Consider the following 18,569-nt stretch of genomic DNA (forward strand, 5'->3'; position numbering starts at 1 on the left):
CCGCAGGGGCCAGAGGTGTTCGGCCGGTTGCCGTCAAAAAACCGGGACAGCCTGCAACCGGGCTTGCGGGCGGACCGCCGGGCGATAGAGTTGCGGCAAGCGACAAGAAAGGACAGCGCAATGGCCGTGAATGCGCAGAGGTTTCTGGATGATCTGCACAAGCTGCGGGAATTCGGAGCTGCGGGGGTGGGTAAGGGCGTCGTGCGCCCGGCATTTTCAGACGCGGACATTGCGGCGCGGCGATGGTTGGCCGACCGGTTTCAGGAGGCCGGGCTGCAACCGCATTTTGATCCGGTCGGAAACCTGTTCGGTCTGGCGTCCGCGCCGTCGCTTTTGATGGGATCGCATTCAGACAGCCAGCCCGAGGGCGGTTGGCTGGATGGCGCGCTGGGCGTGATCGCCGCGTTGGAGCTGGCTCGCTCCAGCCCGCGCCCGATCTCGGTGGTCAGCTTTCAGGATGAGGAGGGCCGGTTCGGCGTCACGACCGGATCAGCCATCTGGTCCGGCAAGTTGCCCTTTGCGCAGGCCGACGACCTGACCGACCACGCGGGCATACGGTTCGGTGACGCGCGCGCTCGGATGCAAAGTCTGACGCAGGATCTTGTGAACCCCGCCCAATTCACCGGGTTCATCGAAATGCATATCGAGCAGGGTCCGATTCTGGATGCCAACGCCGAGGCCATCGGTGTGGTCTCGGACATCGTGGGTATTCGCGACATGGTCATCGAGTTTTCCGGCCAGCAGAACCACGCCGGCACGACACCGATGCACCTGCGCCGAGACGCGTTCCAGGCTCTGACGATCTTCAATGGCCTGATCAACGAGCGGTTCCGCAACGTGGTGACCCCGCAGACGGTCTGGACGATCGGACACGTCGAATTGTCTCCGAATGCCTCTTCGATCGTTCCTGGCCGGGTCCGTTTCTCGATGCAGTGGCGCGATCAGGACACGGATCGTCTGGCCCGAATGGAAAGCATCGTTCGTACGACCGCCCAAGAGGTCAGTGAATCCATCGGGGGCGATGCGCAGTTCGGGCCAATGCTGGGCATCGAGCCGGTTGAAATGGATCCGACCCTCCGGCGGTCGCTGGAACACGGAGCCCAGACCGTCGCGCCCGCCAACTGGCGGGTCATGCCATCCGGGGCCTTGCACGATGCTTCGAACGTGGCAGCGTTGATGCCGGTCGGAATGCTGTTCGTGCCATCCATCAACGGTATCAGTCATGACTTCGCGGAGGATACCGCCGAGGCCGATCTGGTGACGGGGTTGAAGGCCTTGGAGGCGGCACTTGCCGATCGCTGAGGTACGGGGCCGCCGACCGTGAATATTGCAATTTCAGCTGTTGCGTAACGGAAAAAAGTTTCCTATACGACACAAAGCTGCAGCATGCAGATGTATACTCCTTGTCCATGAGCGATTTAGGCCGTGATGAATACCTGCGATCTGAAGTCGGACGGAACACCGCCAGCCGCGAAGTTGCCGGTACCGGAAAATGCATGTCGCCCAGCCAGAATTCCACTGACTCGATCCGGAAAGGCTGCCGTGGCATGCTATTCCCAGCCATGCGCTTTTGGATCCGGTCCATCGCGCCACTTTTGCCAAAAGAAAGAACACTGACATGCCTGGAATGAAGCGCACGCCGTTGTATGACCTTCATGTTGAGTTGGGAGGCAAGCTGGTTGATTTTGCGGGCTGGGAGATGCCCGTACAGTATCCTTTGGGAATCATGGGCGAGCACAAGCAGTGCCGCGAGAAGGCGGCGCTGTTTGATGTGAGCCACATGGGTCAGGTGATCCTGCGGGGTGAGAATGTGGGCGAGAAGCTCGAGGCGCTGTGCCCGCAGGCTTTTGCGACATTGCCCAAGGGCAAGGCGCGCTACGGGTTCTTCACCAACGAGGACGGCGGGATCATGGATGATCTGATCGTGTCGAACGCGGGCGATCATTTCTTCGTGGTGGTGAACGCGGCGCTGCGCGATCAGGACATTCCGCACATGCGCGCGCATCTGGACGGGGTCGAGGTGACCGAGATCTTCGACCGCACGCTGGTGGCGGTTCAGGGCCCGAAAGCCGAGGACGTGGTGGGCGCACTGTGCCCCGCGGCGCGCGATCTGAAGTTCATGGAAACCACCGTGGCCCCGATCAACGGAGTTGAGTGCCGGATCTCGCGTCTGGGCTACACCGGAGAGGACGGCTACGAGATCTCGATCCCCGAGGACAAGGCGATCGAGGTCACCCGCGCCCTGCTGGCGCACGAGGATTGCGAGCCGGCGGGTTTGGGCGCGCGCGACAGCCTGCGGCTGGAGGCGGGTCTGTGCCTGTACGGCAATGACATCGACCAAAGCACTTCGCCGATCGAGGCCAACCTGGCCTGGGCGATCCAGAAGCGGCGCAAGGAAGAGGGTGGCTTTCCCGGCGCGACCCGCATCCAGCGCGAACTGGCCGAGGGCCCGGCGCGCAAGCTGGTGGGGATCAAGCCCGATGGCCGCGCCCCGGCGCGACAGGGTGTGGAAATCCAGTGCGCCGAGGGCAACACGATCGGTCAGATCACCTCGGGCGGGTTCGGCCCGACGGTCGGCGGCCCGGTTGCGATGGGCTATGTCGCTGCCGGCCACACCGAGCCGGGCGAACAGGTGAATCTGATCATCCGGGGCAAGGCGCAGCCGGCGCGGATCGTGGCGCTGCCCTTCGTCAAACAGAATTACAAGCGTTGAAGTCAGGAGAGAGACAGCATGGCAACCTATTATTCCGAAGAACATGAATGGCTGACGGTCGAGGGCGACACGGCCACGCTGGGCATCACCAAGCACGCGGCCGAGCAGCTGGGCGAGGTGGTGTTCGTCGAGCAGCAGGACGTAGGTGAGGAGTTCGCGAAGGACGGCGAGATCGGGGTGATCGAATCCGTCAAGGCAGCTTCCGAGATCTATGCCCCGGTAGATGGCGAAATTCTCGAGGTGAACGAGACGCTGGCCGACAACCCGGGCGCGTTGAACGAGGATCCCGAGGGCGAGGCGTGGATCTACAAGATCAAGATCACCGATGCCGCGCAGTTGGAAGATCTGATGGACGAGGCCGCCTACAAGGCGTTCATCGGGTAAACCTGAACGGAGTCCCGGCCTGGGGCTCCATCGTTTTGACAAATGCCGCCGAATTTGGGCTCCGCCCGTTCGGGCCTGAAACTGTCCACCGGACAGTTTCCGGGACGGCCCTTACTCCCCGCCGGAGGCTTCCGCAGTCTCCGTCGGGCCTGACCTATTCATGGGAGCGCTGCAATGGCCTTCAAACTGACCGACTACGAAGCCTATGACTTTGCCAACCGCCGCCATATCGGTCCCAGCCCGACCGAGATGCGCGACATGCTCAAGGTGATCGGCTTCAAGACGCTGGACGATCTGATCGACGCTACCGTCCCCCCGGCGATCCGGCAGAAAGAGCCGCTGGACTGGGGCCCGGCGATGACGGAACGCGACGCGCTCTATCACATGAAGAAGGTGGCGGGTAAGAACAAGGTTCTGACCTCGCTGATCGGTCAGGGCTATTACGGCACCACCACCCCGGCGCCGATCCTGCGCAACATCCTGGAAAACCCGGCTTGGTACACCGCCTACACGCCCTATCAGCCCGAGATCAGCCAGGGCCGCCTCGAGGCGCTGTTGAACTTCCAGACCATGGTCAGCGACCTGACCGGGCTGGACGTGGCCAACGCCTCACTGTTGGACGAGGCGACCGCAGCGGCCGAAGCGATGGCGATGGCCAAGCGCGGCGGCCGGTCCAAGGCCAACAACGCCGCCTTCTTCGTGGACAAGAACTGTCACCCGCAGACCATCGCGGTGATCAAGACCCGGGCCGAACCCCTTGGCATCGACGTCAAGGTCGCCGACCCTGGCGAGCTGGACGCGGGCGCGGTCTTTGGCGCGATCTTCCAGTATCCGGGCACCTATGGCCATGTGCGCGACTTCACCAAGGAAATCGCGGCGCTGCATGAACACAACGCCATCGCCATCGTCGCCGCCGACATCCTGTCGCTGGCGCTGCTGAAATCTCCGGGCGAGATGGGCGCCGACATCGCCGTGGGCTCGACCCAGCGCTTCGGCGTGCCGATGGGCTATGGCGGCCCGCACGCCGCCTACATGGCCACCACCGACAAGCTGAAACGGGCGATGCCGGGCCGGATCATCGGCGTCAGCATCGACAGCCGCGGCAACAAGGCCTACCGCCTGGCGCTGCAGACCCGCGAACAGCACATCCGCCGCGAGAAGGCCAACTCGAACGTCTGCACCGCGCAGGCGCTGCTGGCGGTGATCGCCTCGATGTATGCCGTGTACCATGGCCCTGACGGTATCAAGGCGATCGCGCAGTCGGTGCACCGCAAGACCTCGCGCCTGGCGGCCGGGCTGGAAGAGCACGGCTTCAAGGTCGAACCCGAGGTGTTCTTCGACACCATCACGGTTGAGGTCGGCCCGCTGCAGAAGACCGTCATGGAGGCGGCGGTGGCGCGTGGCGTCAACCTGCGCAAGGTCGGCGAGACCCGCGTCGGCATCAGCCTTGATGAACAGACCCGCGCCGAGACGATCGAGGCAGTCTGGGGTGCCTTTGGCATCGACAAGAAGGACGACAGCTCGAATAAACAGTACCGCCTGCCGGACTATGCGCTGCGCGAGACGCCCTATCTGACCCACCCGATCTTCCACAAGAACCGGGCCGAGGCCGAGATGACCCGCTACATGCGCCGCCTGGCCGACCGCGACCTGGCGCTGGACCGGGCGATGATCCCGCTGGGCAGCTGCACCATGAAGCTGAACGCGACGATCGAGATGATCCCGGTCACCTGGCCCGAGTTCGCCAACATGCACCCGTTCGTGCCGGAAGATCAGGCGCAGGGCTATCACGAGATGATCGCCGATCTGAACGACAAGCTGTGCCAGATCACCGGCTATGACGCGATCAGCCAGCAGCCCAACTCGGGCGCGCAGGGCGAATATGCGGGCCTGCTGACGATCCGCAACTATCACATCGCCAACGGGCAGGGGCATCGCAATGTCTGCCTGATCCCGACCTCGGCGCATGGCACCAACCCGGCTTCGGCGCAGATGGTCGGCTGGCAGGTGGTGCCGGTGAAGGCGGACGCGAAGGGCAACATCGATCTGACCGACTTCCGCGAGAAGGCCGAGAAGCACTCGGACAACCTGGCCGGCTGCATGATCACTTACCCCTCGACCCACGGCGTGTTCGAGGAAACGGTGCAGGAGGTCTGCCAGATCACCCATGACCATGGCGGTCAGGTCTATATCGACGGGGCCAACATGAACGCCATGGTGGGCCTGTCGCGCCCCGGCGACATCGGCGGCGACGTCAGCCACCTGAACCTGCACAAGACCTTCTGCATTCCGCATGGCGGCGGCGGCCCCGGCATGGGCCCGATCGGGGTCAAGGCGCACCTGGCCGAGCACCTGCCGGGCCATCCGGAATACGGCACCGCCGTGGGTCCGGTCTCGGCGGCGCCCTTCGGCTCGCCCTCGATCCTTCCGGTCAGCTGGGCCTATGTGCTGCTGATGGGCGGCGCGGGCCTGACCCAGGCGACCAAGGTGGCGATCCTGAACGCCAACTACATCGCCGCGCGCCTGCAGGAGGCCTATCCGATCCTCTACACCTCCGAGACCGGCCGGGTGGCGCATGAATGCATCCTCGACACCCGCCCACTGGCCGAGGCCGGCAACATCACCGTCGACGACGTGGCCAAGCGGCTGATCGACAGCGGCTTCCACGCGCCGACCATGTCATGGCCGGTGGCCGGCACGCTGATGGTCGAGCCGACGGAATCCGAGCCCAAGGACGAGCTGGACCGGTTCTGCGACGCCATGCTGTCGATCCGCGCCGAGGCGCAGGATGTAATCGACGGCAAGATCGACCCCGAGAACAACCCGCTGAAGAACGCCCCCCACACGGTGCGCGACCTGGTGGGCGAGTGGGACCGACCCTACACCCGTGAACAGGCCTGCTTCCCGCCGGGTTCCATGGGCGTCGACAAATACTGGTCGCCCGTCAACCGCGTCGACAACGCGTACGGAGACCGGAACCTCGTCTGCACATGCCCGCCCATGGACGCATACGAGGAAGCCGCCGAATAAAAACACCGAAACCCCCGCCCGATCCGGCGGGGGTTTTCTCAGGGCTTGAAGTCCGCGGGCACGCCAAAGGGCGGCGTCTCCACGCTCGTCCCGGTCAGGGCGTGCAGGAACGCCACCAGCTGCGCGATTTCACCGTCGCTCAGGTCAACTGGCATGATGTCGACCTTGGCGCGTTGGCGCGCCATCTCGAACCGGTCCTGCCAGACGATGAAATCGGCCTGTTCCAGCCACGGCACCTTGGGCAGCGCGGCAAGATTGGGCGTCCAGCGTGACAGGCTGGTTGCCGGGTCCAGGTGGTGGCGGATGATCCCTTCGAGGTCGGGAAAGGCGCCGTTGTGGCCGTAGGGCGCGGTCAGCGCCACGTTGCGCAGCATGGGCGTGCGGAACCGGTAGGCGTCCTCCAGCCGGTCGCTTTCGCCCATGCGGCCCACGTCGCGGGCATAGGCGTCCCATTGCCGGGTGCGGCCCGGGCCGAATGGCGGCAGGGCCAGTGCGTGGAATTTCTGATCCGACAGCAGCGGCCCCGAATGGCAGGTGGCGCACCGCGCCTTGCCGTAGAACAGCTGCATCCCGGCCTTCTGATCGGGGGTCAGGGCGGTCTCGTGCCCGGCGAGGTATTGGTCGAACGGGCTGTCGGTGCTGCGCCATTCGATGGCCATGAAAGCGGCCAGAGCGTTGGCGACATGGGTGATGGTGATGTCCTCGGTGCTGTCCACGTCGTCAAAGGCGGCCACCATCGCCGGGCCGTATTTCGGGTCGGTCCGCACCCGTTTGGCGATGATCGGCCAGCCCTTGTCGATCCGGTCATGCACGGCGCCGGTGACCTCGTTCTCGGCCACGTTCCCGGCCATTTCGAACTGAGCGGTCAGCGGAAACAGCGCCTGCGCGGCCAGCAGCGAGTTCAGCCCTTCGGGCAGCCATTCCTGCGCGGGCGAGTTGAACCCGTTGCCATAGACGTCCGACAGGCTGAGCCGCCCGTCATGGAACATCGTGTGGATGTCGCGCGCGCCCAGGTTCCACAGGCCCGGCGCGTTGCGCGGGATGCGCTTGCGGATGCGGTCCGCCCCGGTGCCGGGCGTGCGGTCGGGGCCAAGGCCCTGGCCGCCCTCGCCGATGCCCAGCGACAGGCCGTCGGAGGTGCCGAAATCGGGGTGGTGGCAATGGGCGCAGCTGATGTTGCGGTTGCCCGACAGGATCGGGTCATAAAATAGCTGGTGACCGATCGCGGCCTGTTCCCTATCAAAGAACTGAAAGTCGTCATCGGTCAGCGGCGCGGGCAGGTCCTGCGCCCATGCCGCCCCGCAGAACAGGAGACCCGCCGCCCCATGCGCCAGCTTGTGCTTGCCCTTTGTCTTGCCGCCACGCCCGTATGGGCCGAACTGGAACAGGCCCGCGACCTGATGGAGGCGGGCGAGTTTGCCGCCGCGCGCGAACAGCTTCTGCCCGCGGCCCGGTCGGGCAACGCCGAGGCCGAGGAGCTGATCGGCGTGATGTACGGCCTTGGCCTTGGGGTCGAGCAGGATTACGAACGGGCGTTCGAATGGTATCTGCGTGCCTCGATGAAGGGGCACCCGGGCGCGCAATCGGGTGTGGGATGGTATTACGAGCTGGGCCTGGGCCTGCCTGCGCCCGATCTGGTGCGGGCCTACATGTGGTACACACTCAGCGCCATCGGCGGCGACCCCGATGCGGCGATCAGCCTGGAAGAGGTGGTCAAGAAGATGACGCCCGAACAGATCGAAAAAGCCCATGTGCTGGTCTATGACTACAAGGGGTGGATGTACCCCTTTCGGTAAGGGCGGGCCGGGATGACGCGACACCCCGGCCCGAACCGCATCAGTTCAGGTCGGCGGCGCGTTCCGCGTTGATCTCGGCCTCGGCCTCGGCCACGGCCGCGGTCAGAGCGCCATAGATCTCGTCCCCGCGTGCGACGTTCTGCTGGAACCAGTCATAGACCGGGGTCGCGGCCTGCTTGAACGCCTCTTTTTCTTCGGGGGTCGGCACGTACAGGTCGCCGCCACCGGCCACGAAATCCTCGTATGCCTGGATCGACTTGCGCTTGGGCGAGGCAAAGGTGGCCTGCTGCAGCGCATAGAACCCATCGACGACGACACGGCGCAGATCTTCGGGCATTTCCTGGAACTTGGCGTTGTTCATCCACCAAAGCGCGCCCATATAGGCGTGCCCGTCCAGCGTGACATATTGCAGGCCGGCATCGGGGAATTTCATGCCCATGATGTCGGTGATGCCGTTCTTCGAGCCGTCAACCACGCCGGTCTGGAAGCTGGTGAACAGTTCCGGCCACGGGATCGGAGTGGGCGAGGCGCCCAGGGCCTTGACCAGTTCCTGGGGCAGGTCTGCGACCACGGTGCGGATCTTCAGCCCGTCCATGTCGGACGGCTGGGTCACGCGGCGCTTGGTGTTGGCGAAGTTGCGCCAGCCGCCGGTGTTGCCGATGGTCATCAGGCGGATCGCGCCGCCCGAATCCTCCAGCGCCATTTCGCGCATCTTGCGGGTGAAATCACCCGACAGAACCCGCTCGGCGATGCGGTCGTCGGCCATCAGATAGGGCAGGTCCAGTACCTGCACGTAAGGGAAGATGCCCGAGGCCCCGCCCGAGGTCGAGATGTAGATGTCGATGGTGCCGTCGGCCACGCCCTGCAGGCATTCGGCCCCGTTCGAGCACAGCTGCGTGCCGATGAACAGCTCGACCTCGATCGCGCCGTTCGAGGCGTTCTCGACGAAGTTCTTGAACACGACCAGGCCGTCATAGTCCTCGTCGTTTTCGTTCGAGTTGGCGGTGGCGCGCAGCGTATAGTCGGCCGCCGAGGCCGCCAGCGCCGAGGCCGCCACCAGCGACGTGGCCAGTGCTGCGGTTTTGAAGAATGTTCTGAGCATGCGTTTCCTCCCTGTGGTACTCAGTCTAGTTTGCAAATCCCGTCAAACGCGGGATCGTCATGGATATTGCGGGGACATAGGTGATCAGGAAGATCACTGCGATTTCGACGGCCAGGAACGGCAGGATCGCCTTGGCGATGGTTTCCACCCGTTCGCGTGACACGGCGGCGGCCACGAACAGCACCAGCCCCATGGGCGGCGTGGCCAGCCCAACGGTCAGGTTGACGCTCATAATGATGGCGAAATGGATCGGGTCGACGCCCAGGCTGGTGAAGATCGGGCCCAGGATCGGCCCCAGGATGATGATCGCCGGGCCTGCATCCAGGAACATGCCCACGACGAACAGCAGCAGGTTGATCAGGAACAACAGGATCAGCGGGTTTTCCGACAGTCCGAGGATCAGCGCGGCCAGTTGCTCGGGCGCATGGCTGAGGCTGACCACGGTCTTGAACGCCATCGCTGCCCCCACCAGCAGCAGCACCACCGCCGAGGTCATGCCCGCATTGCTGAGGACTTCGGGCACCTCTTTCAAGGTCAGCGTGCGCAGCACGAAAAACCCGATGATGAAGGCATAACCCACGGCGACGGCGGCGGCCTCGGTCGGGGTGAAGATGCCGCCCAGAATGCCGCCCAGAATGATCACCGGCGTCATCAGCGGGAAAAAGGCCTTGAGGCTGGCCTGACCGCGCTCGGGCCAGGTGTATTTGCGGCTGGCCACCGGGAAATCATACCGGTCGGCCATGACCTTGATCATCAGCATCAGACCGATGCCCACCATGACGCCCGGCACGATACCGGCCAGGAACAGGGCCGCGACGCTTTCTCCCATGACATAGGCATAGATGATCATGATCCCCGAGGGCGGGATGATCGGTCCGATGACCGAGCTGGCGGCGGTGATCGCAGCCGCGAACTTGCGGGTATAGCCCTGCTTCTCCATCGCCGGGATCAGCATCGAGCCCAGCGCCGAGGTATCGGCCACCGCCGAGCCCGACAGCCCCGCGAACAGGATCGAGCTGAGCACATTCACATGCGCCAACCCGCCGCGCAGATGCCCCATCAGCGCCTGGCTGAACTCGACCAGACGGATGGTGATGCCGCCTCGGTTCATCAGCTCTCCGGCCAGCATGAAGAAGGGGATTGCCATCAGCGGAAAGCTGTCCATCCCGTTGTAGACATTGCGGTACAGCAGCGTGATGTCGTTGGTCTGGCCATTCAGCCACAGCAGCAGGCCGGGCGCGGCCAGCAGTGCAAAAAAGACCGGCAGGCCGATCAGCAGAAACACCAGAAAGACGGGCAGGAACCAGACCAGCATCTATTCGGCCCCCACGGCGGCTTCGGGGATCTCGGGCAGCAGGTCACCGCCGCCCAGCATGGTGATGATCGAGCGCAGGATCAGTTCGATGTTGACCGACAGCAGCAGGATCACACCCACCAGCAGGGAAGCCATCATCCAGCTGCGCGGGATCCGGTACCATTCATCAAAGTCCAGCGAGGTAGGCAGGTACAGCGCGGCGGTGGCGAAACGCCCGCCAAAGCCCGTGACCTCGGACCAGCCGATGCGCACGGCGACCACCAGAACCGTCAGGCTGAGCAGCAGCAGAAACAGGTACAGCAACTGGCCGGGTACGCGCGGCAGAAAGCGGACCAGCATGTCGATGGCCACGAACCCGCCGCGCCGGAAGGCGGTGGGTGCCATCAGGCCGGTCATCCACAACATGCAGAACCGCGCGGCCTCGTCGGGCCAGGGCAGGGCGTTGCCCAGTACGTATCGGAAGAACACCTGAATCAGGATCGCGATCACCATGAGGGCGATCGCAACGACACCAACCGCGCGGCCCAGACGCAGCGCGGTTTCATTCACGAATGCAATCGGCGCAAGCACCGATGTCAATCCGCCCATGCGGATCCTCCCTGTTCAGGCCGCGGGTTTTGCCCGCGACCGTGTCCCGCGCTTATTGGTGCGCGAATTGGCCGAGCTTGCCGGCGTAAAAGGTCAGCGCGTCTCCGTCCGCCATGCTGGCCCGCAAGACCTTGCCCACCACGATAACGTGATCGCCCGCATCGTGATACGCATGTTGTTCACATTCGAACCGCGCCAGGCATCCGCGCAGCAGCGGCGTGCCGTTTTCGCAGCGGTCGTGGTCGATGTCGCGCAGGGCAAAGGCGTCTTTCGAGCAGCCAAAGCACAGCTCGGCCTGGTCGGCCGACAGAACATGAACACTGAAATGCCGCGCCGCGCGGAAATAGGGGAACCGGCGCGAATTCCGGTCGCCGGCCCACATCACCAAGGGCGGGTCCAGCGACAGCGAGGAAAAGCTGTTGGCCGTGATGCAGACCGGCCCGACGGGGCTGTCGCAGGTCACGACCGTGACGCCGGTGGCGAACCGGCCGAAAGCGTCCCGCAGGGTGCGGGTGTCGTCCTTGTGCGGAATGAAGGTGCGCGCCATGTCGTTCGAGAATGCGTTCATCATGGTACCTCATGCCCCAGCGCCGCCTCGTAGAGGCGGAACCAGGCTTCACGATCCAGATTGACTTTCAGGGCGTCCGAAATGCGCTTGATGCGGTTCAGGCTGTTGGTGCCCAGAACCGGCAGGATGCCGGCCGGATGGGCCAGCAGGAAGGCCACGGCCACCGCGGCACGGTCGACGCCGAACTGCGCGCCGATCTCGTCCGCGACCACGCCCACCGGAGGATTGCCCGCCATCAGCGCCCCGCCGCCCAGCGGCGACCACGCCATCACCGGGTGGCCGTGCCGCTGGTGAAAGGACAGATCGCCATTGGTGAACGGGGCGATCGCGCCCAGAGAAATCTCGATCTGGTTGGTCACCAGCGGGGTCTTCATGGCCGATTGCAGCAGCTGCCAGTCCCAAGGGCGGAAATTCGACACGCCCACCGCGCGGACCTTGCCGCTGGCCACGACATCGTCCAGCGCGGCGCCGGTTTCATGGTGATCCATGAACGGGTCGGGGCGGTGGATCAGCAGCAGGTCGATATGGTCGATCGCCATTTCCTGCAGCGAGGTTTCGACCGATTTCAGGATATGCGCGCGCGAGGTGTCATAGTATTTCACCTTGGCATCAGCATAGCGCCCGCAGGGGGCGACGATGTCGCATTTGGTAACGATCTCCATCCGGTCGCGCAGGCCGGGATTGGCGCGCAGGGCGTTGCCCAGAATCGCCTCGGCGCCATAGTCGCCATAGATGTCGGCCTGATCGAAGCTGGTGATGCCCTGATCCAGACAGGCGTGGATCTTGGCTGCCACATGCGCGGCCGAGGTATCGCTGTCATCGCCCAGCCGCCACATGCCATAGACAAGGCGGCTCAGTTCCAGGGTGTCAGAAAGCTTGATACGTTGCATCAACGACGAACTCCGTTGCCCAGCGGCGTCGCCGGGGTGTCAGCTGGGACCCTTCCATAGGCTTCGGGAAGGGAGCAGGTTTTCAGATGTGGCATCACACGGGTGCCGAAATGGCGGGCCTCGTCCATGTGGGGGTAGCCCGAGAAGATGAAGGCGCGGATGCCCATCTTCTGATACTCTTCGATCTTCGACAGCACCTGGTCGGTCGACCCCACCAGCGCCGCGCCGCAGCCTGACCGCGCCCGGCCGACGCCTGTCCACAGGCCCGGTTCGACATAGCCGTATTTGTCGGCCAACTCGCGGTTCCTGGCCTGATGCGAAACCCCGAGCGAGGTGGCGTCCAGCGCCCGTTCGCGGATCGCGCGGCCATATTCGTCATCCAGTTTCGATACGATGTAGTCGGCGTATTCCTTGGCCTCGGCCTCGGTGTCGCGCACGATCATGTGCACCCGCAGGCCATAATCCAGCGTGCGGCCGTATTCGTCGGCCACCGCGTGCACGGCCTTCATCCGCTCGGCCAGCTGGTCCCTGGTTTCGGGCCACATCAGGTAGACATCGCAATGCTGGCCGCACAGTTTCAGCGCATCCGGCGAATAGCCCCCGAAATACAGCAGCGGCCCGCCGGTCTGATAGGGTTTGGCCGGATCGGTCGTCAGACCCGAGAAATTGTAGACCTGACCCTGGTAATTGATCTCATCCTGCGTCCAGGCCTGTTTCAAAATCTCGACCACCTCGCGCGAACGCTGGTAGCGATAGCTGCTCTCGGCTTTTTCCCCGGGAAAATCCGACGAGATGATGTTGACCGTCAGCCGCCCCTTCAGCATGTGATCCAGCGTCGCGATCGTGCGCGCCAGCATGATCGGCTGCATCTCGCCACAGCGCACGGCGGCCAGCAGGTTGATCTTTTCTGTGATCGGGGCGCAGCCGGCCACGAAACTCAGCGTGTCCTGCCCCACCTGATACGAGGACGGGCACAGGATGTTGCGGAAGCCCTGCGCCTCGGCCTCTTTCACGATGCCCGAACAATGTTCCCAACTGGAGCGCAGATCGCCGTCGGGCACGCCGAGAAACTGATAATCGTCCGAGCACAGCGCCGCGAACCACGAAACCTCGGCCGCATCCAGATCGGGGGATGTGATGGGGACGATCGTCATCTGATTCTCTCTCCTGCCGGGCTCAACTTTTCTCTTGCGTAGCAACCACATTGATGTAGATCAATAGTGTATCAATTTTTTCTGCGACCAAGTGAAGCGCCCGCGTGCCCCCATCCACCAGAAACCCCAACGCCCTGCCGATGTATGTGCAGATCGCCGAGCTGCTGATCCGCGACATCGCCGCCGGCCGGCTGATCGACGGCGAGCGTCTGCCGCCCGAGCGGGACATGGCGGCGCAGCTGAACGTCTCGGTCGGAACGCTGCGAAAATCGCTCGCCGAGCTGGAAAAAAAAGGGATGCTCGAGCGGATCCAGGGCTCGGGCAACTATGTGCGCGAAACCGGGACCCAGAACAGCGTCTATGCCATGTTCCGGCTGGAACTGCCCGAGGGCGGCGGCCTGCCGCGCGCCGACATCCTGTCGGTCGATCACCTGGACAAGCCCGCCGACCTGCCCGATTTCGGCACCTCGCGGCGCGGGTCGCGCGTGCGGCGGATGCGCTATCTGAATGACACAATCATCGCGGTCGAAGAGATCTGGCTGGACGAATCAGCCGGTCTGATCGACCGGCGGCTACTGTCGGACTCGCTCTATCGCTATTACCAGCAGCAGCTTGGGTTCTGGATCACCCGCGCCGAGGATCGGGTTTCGGTCGGGCGGCTGCCCGACTGGACCCCCGCGAACTTCACCCGGCCGGCGGGCGAGACCGTCGGTTACATCGAGCGGTTCAGCTGGTCGGAACGGCCTGAACCCGTCGAGTTTTCGAAAACCTGGTTCGACCCGGACCGGGCAACTTACGTCCAACGACTGAAATGACGAGGAAACGCGCATGATCCGGACCATCAATTACGGGCTGATCGGATGTGGCATGATGGGGCAGGAACACCTGCACAACATCGCCCTGCTGGAGGGCACTCAAGTGGCCGCCATTTTCGAGCCCGACCCCGAGATGGCGCGCGCAGCGCAGGCGATTGCGCCGGGGGCCAGGATGGAGCCGTCGCTGCAGGATCTGCTGGCGGTCGAGGGCCTGGACTGCCTGGTCATCGCCAGCCCCAACCATCTGCATGTGGATCAGATCGCCCAGATCGCCGAAACGCGTCCCTTGCCGCTGTTGGTGGAGAAGCCGCTGTTCACCAACCCCGACGATGCGGCCCGTCTGGCCGAGATCGAGCGCAGCTATCCCTGTCCGATCTGGGTGGCGATGGAGTACCGCTATATGCCGCCCATCGCCGCCCTGATCGCCGAGGCGAAGGACACCAGCGGCGGGGTCAAGATGCTGAGCATCCGCGAACACCGCTTTCCGTTCCTCGAAAAGGTCGGCAACTGGAACCGGTTCAACCGCAACACGGGCGGCACGTTCGTCGAGAAATGCTGTCATTTCTTCGACCTGATGCGCCTGATCCTGCAATCCGACCCGGTGCGCATCAGCGCCAGCGGCGGGCAGGCCGTGAACCATCTGGACGAAACCTATGACGGCGAGACGCCTGACATCCTCGACCACGGCTATGTCATCATCGATTTCGCCTCGGGCGCGCGGGCGATGCTGGAACTGTGCATGTTCGCCGAGGGCGCGCGGTATCAGGAGGAAATCTCGGTCGTCGGCCCCAAGGCCAAGATCGAGGCGCTGGTCCCCGGGCCGGGCCGGTTCTGGCCCGAATATCTGGGCGAGCCGCCGGTGCCGCAGCTGATCGTCAGCCCGCGCGACCCCAAGGGCCCTATCGCCCGCGACATTCCCGTCGATCCGCGCCTGCTGGCGGCGGGTGACCACAACGGCTCGACCTTCTATCAGCATCAGGGCTTTCTGGCGCTGGTGCGCGGCGGGCGCGACGCCCCGGAGGTCAGCCTGACCGACGGCATGTGGGCGGTGCGCATGGGGCTGGCGGCGCAGCAATCGCTGGCCACGGGTGAAACCGTCCGGCTGGATCGCTGAGGTCTTTCTGCGGGTGCAAAATGCGCCGATCGGAAACCTGTGTTCCGATTTGGCGTCACCGCCCGTGTCGTTTTTGATATTCAAAGCGTCTTTTCCGCTTGCCCGTCCAACCGCGGCCCCCTAGGTCTGGCCGCGGGACACCCCTCCCCAACGAGGGGCGTATATCTGGAAGGGTAACACCAATGACCATCGAACGACCGGCAGCGCGGCCGGCCAATCCGCGTTTCTCCTCGGGCCCCTGCGCCAAACCCCCCACATTCGAGCTGAACAAGCTGGCCGGTGCCGCGCTGGGTCGGTCGCACCGCGCCGCCGTCGGCAAGGACAAGCTGAAGGCCGCCATCGAAGGCACGCGCGAGCTGCTGGGCATTCCGGCCGACTATCGCATCGGCATCGTTCCGGCCTCGGATACAGGCGCGGTGGAAATGGCGCTGTGGTCGCTGCTGGGCGAACGCAAGGTCGAGATGCTGGCCTGGGAAAGCTTTGGCGCGGGCTGGGTCACCGACGTGGTCAAACAGCTGAAGATCGACGCCGAGGTGAAAACCGCCGACTACGGGCAGATCGTCGATCTGGCGTCCATCGATTTCAACAATGACGTGGTCTTTACCTGGAACGGGACCACCTCGGGCGTGCGGGTTCCGAATGGCGACTGGATCGCCGATGACCGCGCTGGCCTGACCATCTGCGACGCCACCAGCGCCGCTTTCGCGATGGACCTGCCCTGGGACAAGCTGGATGTCACCACCTTCAGCTGGCAAAAGGTTCTGGGTGGCGAGGCGGCGCATGGCATGCTGATCCTCAGCCCCCGCGCGGTTGAGCGGCTGGAAAGCTATACCCCCGCATGGCCGCTGCCGAAGATCTTCCGCCTGACCAAGGGTGGCAAGCTGATCGAGGGCATCTTTACCGGCGCAACCATCAACACGCCGTCGATGCTGGCGGTCGAGGATTACCTGTTCGCGCTGGACTGGGCGCGCTCGGTCGGCGGGCTGCAGGGCCTGATCGCCCGCGCCGATGCCAATGCGCAGGCGATTTTCGAGTTCTGCGACCAGAACGACTGGATCGACAACTTGGCCGAGGACCCGGCCACCCGGTCGAACACCAGCGTCTGCCTGAAATTCACCGATCCGCGCATTCGCGACGGCGCAAGCTTTGCCAAGGCGGTCGCCAAGCGGCTGGAGGCCGAAAACGTGGCGCTGGACATCGGCGCGTACCGCGATGCGCCGGCCGGGCTGCGCATCTGGTGCGGCGGCACGGTCGAGACGTCCGACATCCAGGCGATGCTGCCCTGGCTGAAATGGGCATTCGAGGCCGAGATCGCGGCCCAGGCCGAAGCCGCCTGACCCCTTTCCCTTAGAAGATCCGGGCCGTGTCCGGCCCGGAGTTATCATCCCATTCAAGGACCACGCACATGGCCCCCAAAGTACTCGTATCCGACAAGCTCAGCGAAACCGCGGTTCAGATCTTCCGCGACCGCGGCATCGACGTGGATTTCATGCCCGACGTGGGCAAGGACAAGGAAAAGCTGGCCGAGATCATCGGCAACTATGACGGCCTGGCCATCCGCTCGGCCACCAAGGTCACCGAGAAGATCCTGGAAAAGGCCGACAAGCTGAAGGTGATCGGCCGCGCCGGTATCGGCACTGACAATATCGACAAGGACGCGGCCTCGAAAAAGGGCGTGATCGTGATGAACACGCCGTTCGGCAACATGATCACCACCGCCGAGCACGCCATTGCGATGATGTTCGCCGTGGCGCGCCAGATCCCCGAGGCCAATGCCAGCACCCATGCGGGCAAGTGGGAAAAGTCCAAGTTCATGGGGGTCGAGCTGACCAACAAGACGCTGGGCGTGATCGGTGCCGGCAATATCGGCGGCATCGTCTGCGACCGGGCGCATGGCCTCAAGATGAAGGTCATCGCCTACGACCCCTATCTGGGCCAGGAGAAGGCCGACAAGATGGGCGTGGAAAAGGTCGAGCTGGACGAGCTGCTGGCACGGGCCGATTTCATCACCCTGCACGTGCCGCTGACCGACCAGACCCACAACATTCTCAGCCGCGAGAATCTGGCCAAGACCAAGAAGGGCGTGCGTATCATCAACTGCGCCCGCGGCGGTCTGGTCGACGAAGAGGCGCTGGCCGAACTGATCAAATCCGGCCATGTCGCCGGCGCGGGGTTCGACGTGTTCAGCGAGGAACCGGCCAAGGAAAACCCGCTGTTCGGCCTGCCCAACGTGGTCTGCACCCCGCATCTGGGCGCGGCGACCACCGAAGCGCAGGAAAACGTGGCGCTGCAGGTGGCCGAGCAGATCTCGAACTATCTGCTGACCGGCGCGGTCGAGAATGCGCTGAACATGCCCAGCGTCACCGCCGAAGAGGCCAAGGTCATGGGCCCGTGGATCAAGCTGGCCGGCCATCTGGGCAGCTTCATCGGCCAGATGACCGACGAGCCGATCAAGGCGATCAACATCCTGTATGATGGCGTGGCGGCGCAGATGAACTTGGCCGCGCTGAACTGCGCGGTGGTGGCGGGGATCATGAAACGCTCGAACCCCGAGGTGAACATGGTCTCGGCCCCGGTCGTGGCCAAAGAGCGCGGCGTCAAGATCTCGACCACCAACCAGGATAAGTCGGGCGCCTTCGAGGGCTATATCAAGGTGACCGTGGTGACCGACAAGCGCGAACGCTCGATCGGGGGTACCGTGTTCAGCGACGGCAAGCCGCGCTTCATCCAGATCAAGGGCATCAACATCGATGCCGAGGTCGGCGCGCACATGCTGTACACCACCAACGAGGACGTGCCGGGCATCATCGGCACCTTGGGAAAGACCATGGGCGAGCATGGCGTGAACATTGCCAACTTTACCCTGGGCCGCGCAGAAGCAGGCGGCGAGGCGATCGCGCTGCTGTATGTTGACGAGCCTGTTCCGGCCGAAGCCCGCGCCAAGCTGGCCGAAACCGGGCTGTTCACCCAGATCAAGCCGCTGGAGTTCGACGTGGCCTGATCCGGCAAGACCCGGATGAAAGCGATTGACGCCTGCACCCGCGCGGTGCAGGCGTTGTCGTTGCAAAGGCCCGCAAATCCAACCCGGCCCGGAACGGAG

16 protein-coding genes are annotated in these 18,569 nt (G+C 64.2%); 9 read left to right on the forward strand and 7 right to left on the reverse strand.

The genetic code is table 11. From position 1 onward, the window contains the following. Nucleotides 1-120: 120 nt before the first annotated feature. The 4 genes from AC2FNZ_RS16825 to gcvP all read left to right on the forward strand — a co-directional run bounded on the left by AC2FNZ_RS16825 (nucleotide 121) and on the right by gcvP (nucleotide 6,127). Nucleotides 121-1,302 (forward strand): hydantoinase/carbamoylase family amidase, encoded by a 1,182-nt coding sequence (locus AC2FNZ_RS16825; RefSeq protein WP_496841322.1) that lies wholly within the window; start codon nucleotides 121-123, stop codon nucleotides 1,300-1,302. A gap of 316 nt (nucleotides 1,303-1,618) precedes the next feature. Continuing rightward, nucleotides 1,619-2,713, forward strand: a complete 1,095-nt coding sequence (gcvT, locus tag AC2FNZ_RS16830; RefSeq protein WP_496841323.1) for a glycine cleavage system aminomethyltransferase GcvT — start codon at nucleotides 1,619-1,621, stop codon at nucleotides 2,711-2,713. Between the two features lie 18 nt (nucleotides 2,714-2,731). Continuing rightward, on the forward strand, nucleotides 2,732-3,097 hold the full coding sequence (gene gcvH, locus AC2FNZ_RS16835; protein WP_170406148.1) for a glycine cleavage system protein GcvH: 366 nt from the start codon (nucleotides 2,732-2,734) through the stop codon (nucleotides 3,095-3,097). A 174-nt stretch (nucleotides 3,098-3,271) separates the two neighbouring features. Then, nucleotides 3,272-6,127, forward strand: a complete 2,856-nt coding sequence (gcvP, locus tag AC2FNZ_RS16840) for an aminomethyl-transferring glycine dehydrogenase (RefSeq protein WP_496841324.1) — start codon at nucleotides 3,272-3,274, stop codon at nucleotides 6,125-6,127. 38 nt (nucleotides 6,128-6,165) lie between these two features. Here gcvP and AC2FNZ_RS16845 read toward each other — a convergent pair whose 3' ends face one another. Further along, nucleotides 6,166-7,407: a cytochrome-c peroxidase gene (locus AC2FNZ_RS16845; protein ID WP_496841448.1), complete on the reverse strand. Its 1,242-nt coding sequence runs from the start codon at nucleotides 7,405-7,407 to the stop codon at nucleotides 6,166-6,168. Nucleotides 7,408-7,452: 45 nt separating this feature from the next. Between AC2FNZ_RS16845 and AC2FNZ_RS16850 the strand changes: the two genes are divergently transcribed. After that, nucleotides 7,453-7,923 carry a tetratricopeptide repeat protein gene (locus AC2FNZ_RS16850; protein ID WP_170369137.1) on the forward strand — a complete coding sequence of 157 codons (471 nt, stop codon included), beginning with the start codon at nucleotides 7,453-7,455 and terminating at the stop codon, nucleotides 7,921-7,923. A 40-nt stretch (nucleotides 7,924-7,963) separates the two neighbouring features. On the opposite strand, the gene AC2FNZ_RS16855 is transcribed toward AC2FNZ_RS16850, so the two are convergent. The 6 genes from AC2FNZ_RS16855 to AC2FNZ_RS16880 are packed head-to-tail and all read right to left on the reverse strand — an operon-like array spanning nucleotide 7,964 to nucleotide 13,540. Next, nucleotides 7,964-9,025: a TRAP transporter substrate-binding protein gene (locus AC2FNZ_RS16855; protein ID WP_170341179.1), complete on the reverse strand. Its 1,062-nt coding sequence runs from the start codon at nucleotides 9,023-9,025 to the stop codon at nucleotides 7,964-7,966. Between the two features lie 25 nt (nucleotides 9,026-9,050). After that, nucleotides 9,051-10,340: a TRAP transporter large permease gene (locus AC2FNZ_RS16860; protein WP_170439859.1), complete on the reverse strand. Its 1,290-nt coding sequence runs from the start codon at nucleotides 10,338-10,340 to the stop codon at nucleotides 9,051-9,053. Then, nucleotides 10,341-10,928, reverse strand: coding sequence for a TRAP transporter small permease (locus AC2FNZ_RS16865; protein WP_496841325.1), 588 nt, complete (start codon nucleotides 10,926-10,928; stop codon nucleotides 10,341-10,343). It lies immediately after the preceding gene. Between the two features lie 52 nt (nucleotides 10,929-10,980). Beyond that, nucleotides 10,981-11,499 carry a flavin reductase family protein gene (locus AC2FNZ_RS16870; RefSeq protein WP_496841326.1) on the reverse strand — a complete coding sequence of 173 codons (519 nt, stop codon included), beginning with the start codon at nucleotides 11,497-11,499 and terminating at the stop codon, nucleotides 10,981-10,983. Next, nucleotides 11,496-12,386, reverse strand: a complete 891-nt coding sequence (locus AC2FNZ_RS16875) for an aldo/keto reductase (RefSeq protein ID WP_496841327.1) — start codon at nucleotides 12,384-12,386, stop codon at nucleotides 11,496-11,498. The genes AC2FNZ_RS16870 and AC2FNZ_RS16875 overlap by 4 nt, the downstream gene beginning before the upstream one ends. After that, nucleotides 12,386-13,540, reverse strand: coding sequence for an LLM class flavin-dependent oxidoreductase (locus AC2FNZ_RS16880; RefSeq protein ID WP_496841328.1), 1,155 nt, complete (start codon nucleotides 13,538-13,540; stop codon nucleotides 12,386-12,388). The genes AC2FNZ_RS16875 and AC2FNZ_RS16880 overlap by 1 nt, the downstream gene beginning before the upstream one ends. Nucleotides 13,541-13,644: 104 nt before the next feature. On the opposite strand from AC2FNZ_RS16880, the gene AC2FNZ_RS16885 reads away from it, so the two are divergent. The 4 genes from AC2FNZ_RS16885 to serA all read left to right on the forward strand — a co-directional run bounded on the left by AC2FNZ_RS16885 (nucleotide 13,645) and on the right by serA (nucleotide 18,470). Next, a complete protein-coding gene (locus AC2FNZ_RS16885) occupies nucleotides 13,645-14,355 on the forward strand; it encodes a GntR family transcriptional regulator (RefSeq protein ID WP_496841329.1) in 711 nt (236 codons plus the stop codon). Nucleotides 14,356-14,368: 13 nt separating this feature from the next. Beyond that, complete coding sequence (locus tag AC2FNZ_RS16890; RefSeq protein WP_496841330.1) at nucleotides 14,369-15,469, forward strand: Gfo/Idh/MocA family protein; 1,101 nt, start codon at nucleotides 14,369-14,371, stop codon at nucleotides 15,467-15,469. Between the two features lie 182 nt (nucleotides 15,470-15,651). Further along, nucleotides 15,652-16,806 carry a phosphoserine transaminase gene (locus AC2FNZ_RS16895; protein ID WP_496841331.1) on the forward strand — a complete coding sequence of 385 codons (1,155 nt, stop codon included), beginning with the start codon at nucleotides 15,652-15,654 and terminating at the stop codon, nucleotides 16,804-16,806. 68 nt (nucleotides 16,807-16,874) lie between these two features. Beyond that, nucleotides 16,875-18,470, forward strand: a complete 1,596-nt coding sequence (gene serA / locus AC2FNZ_RS16900) for a phosphoglycerate dehydrogenase (protein ID WP_496841332.1) — start codon at nucleotides 16,875-16,877, stop codon at nucleotides 18,468-18,470. Nucleotides 18,471-18,569 lie beyond the last annotated feature (99 nt).

Source organism: Ruegeria sp. SAZA006 (genome assembly GCF_059613465.1).

Bases quoted from the DNA above. Each gene is read 5' to 3' on its own strand.
- AC2FNZ_RS16875 (WP_496841327.1), bottom strand. From the start codon at position 12,386: ATGCAACGTATCAAGCTTTCTGACACCCTGGAACTGAGCCGCCTTGTC.
- AC2FNZ_RS16865 (WP_496841325.1), bottom strand. From the start codon at position 10,928: ATGGGCGGATTGACATCGGTGCTTGCGCCGATTGCATTCGTGAATGAA.
- gcvT (WP_496841323.1), top strand. From the start codon at position 1,619: ATGCCTGGAATGAAGCGCACGCCGTTGTATGACCTTCATGTTGAGTTG.
- AC2FNZ_RS16870 (WP_496841326.1), bottom strand. From the start codon at position 11,499: ATGATGAACGCATTCTCGAACGACATGGCGCGCACCTTCATTCCGCAC.
- gcvH (WP_170406148.1), top strand. From the start codon at position 2,732: ATGGCAACCTATTATTCCGAAGAACATGAATGGCTGACGGTCGAGGGC.
- gcvP (WP_496841324.1), top strand. From the start codon at position 3,272: ATGGCCTTCAAACTGACCGACTACGAAGCCTATGACTTTGCCAACCGC.
- AC2FNZ_RS16860 (WP_170439859.1), bottom strand. From the start codon at position 10,340: ATGCTGGTCTGGTTCCTGCCCGTCTTTCTGGTGTTTCTGCTGATCGGC.
- AC2FNZ_RS16855 (WP_170341179.1), bottom strand. From the start codon at position 9,025: ATGCTCAGAACATTCTTCAAAACCGCAGCACTGGCCACGTCGCTGGTG.
- AC2FNZ_RS16850 (WP_170369137.1), top strand. From the start codon at position 7,453: ATGCGCCAGCTTGTGCTTGCCCTTTGTCTTGCCGCCACGCCCGTATGG.
- AC2FNZ_RS16880 (WP_496841328.1), bottom strand. From the start codon at position 13,540: ATGACGATCGTCCCCATCACATCCCCCGATCTGGATGCGGCCGAGGTT.
- AC2FNZ_RS16895 (WP_496841331.1), top strand. From the start codon at position 15,652: ATGACCATCGAACGACCGGCAGCGCGGCCGGCCAATCCGCGTTTCTCC.
- AC2FNZ_RS16825 (WP_496841322.1), top strand. From the start codon at position 121: ATGGCCGTGAATGCGCAGAGGTTTCTGGATGATCTGCACAAGCTGCGG.
- serA (WP_496841332.1), top strand. From the start codon at position 16,875: ATGGCCCCCAAAGTACTCGTATCCGACAAGCTCAGCGAAACCGCGGTT.
- AC2FNZ_RS16890 (WP_496841330.1), top strand. From the start codon at position 14,369: ATGATCCGGACCATCAATTACGGGCTGATCGGATGTGGCATGATGGGG.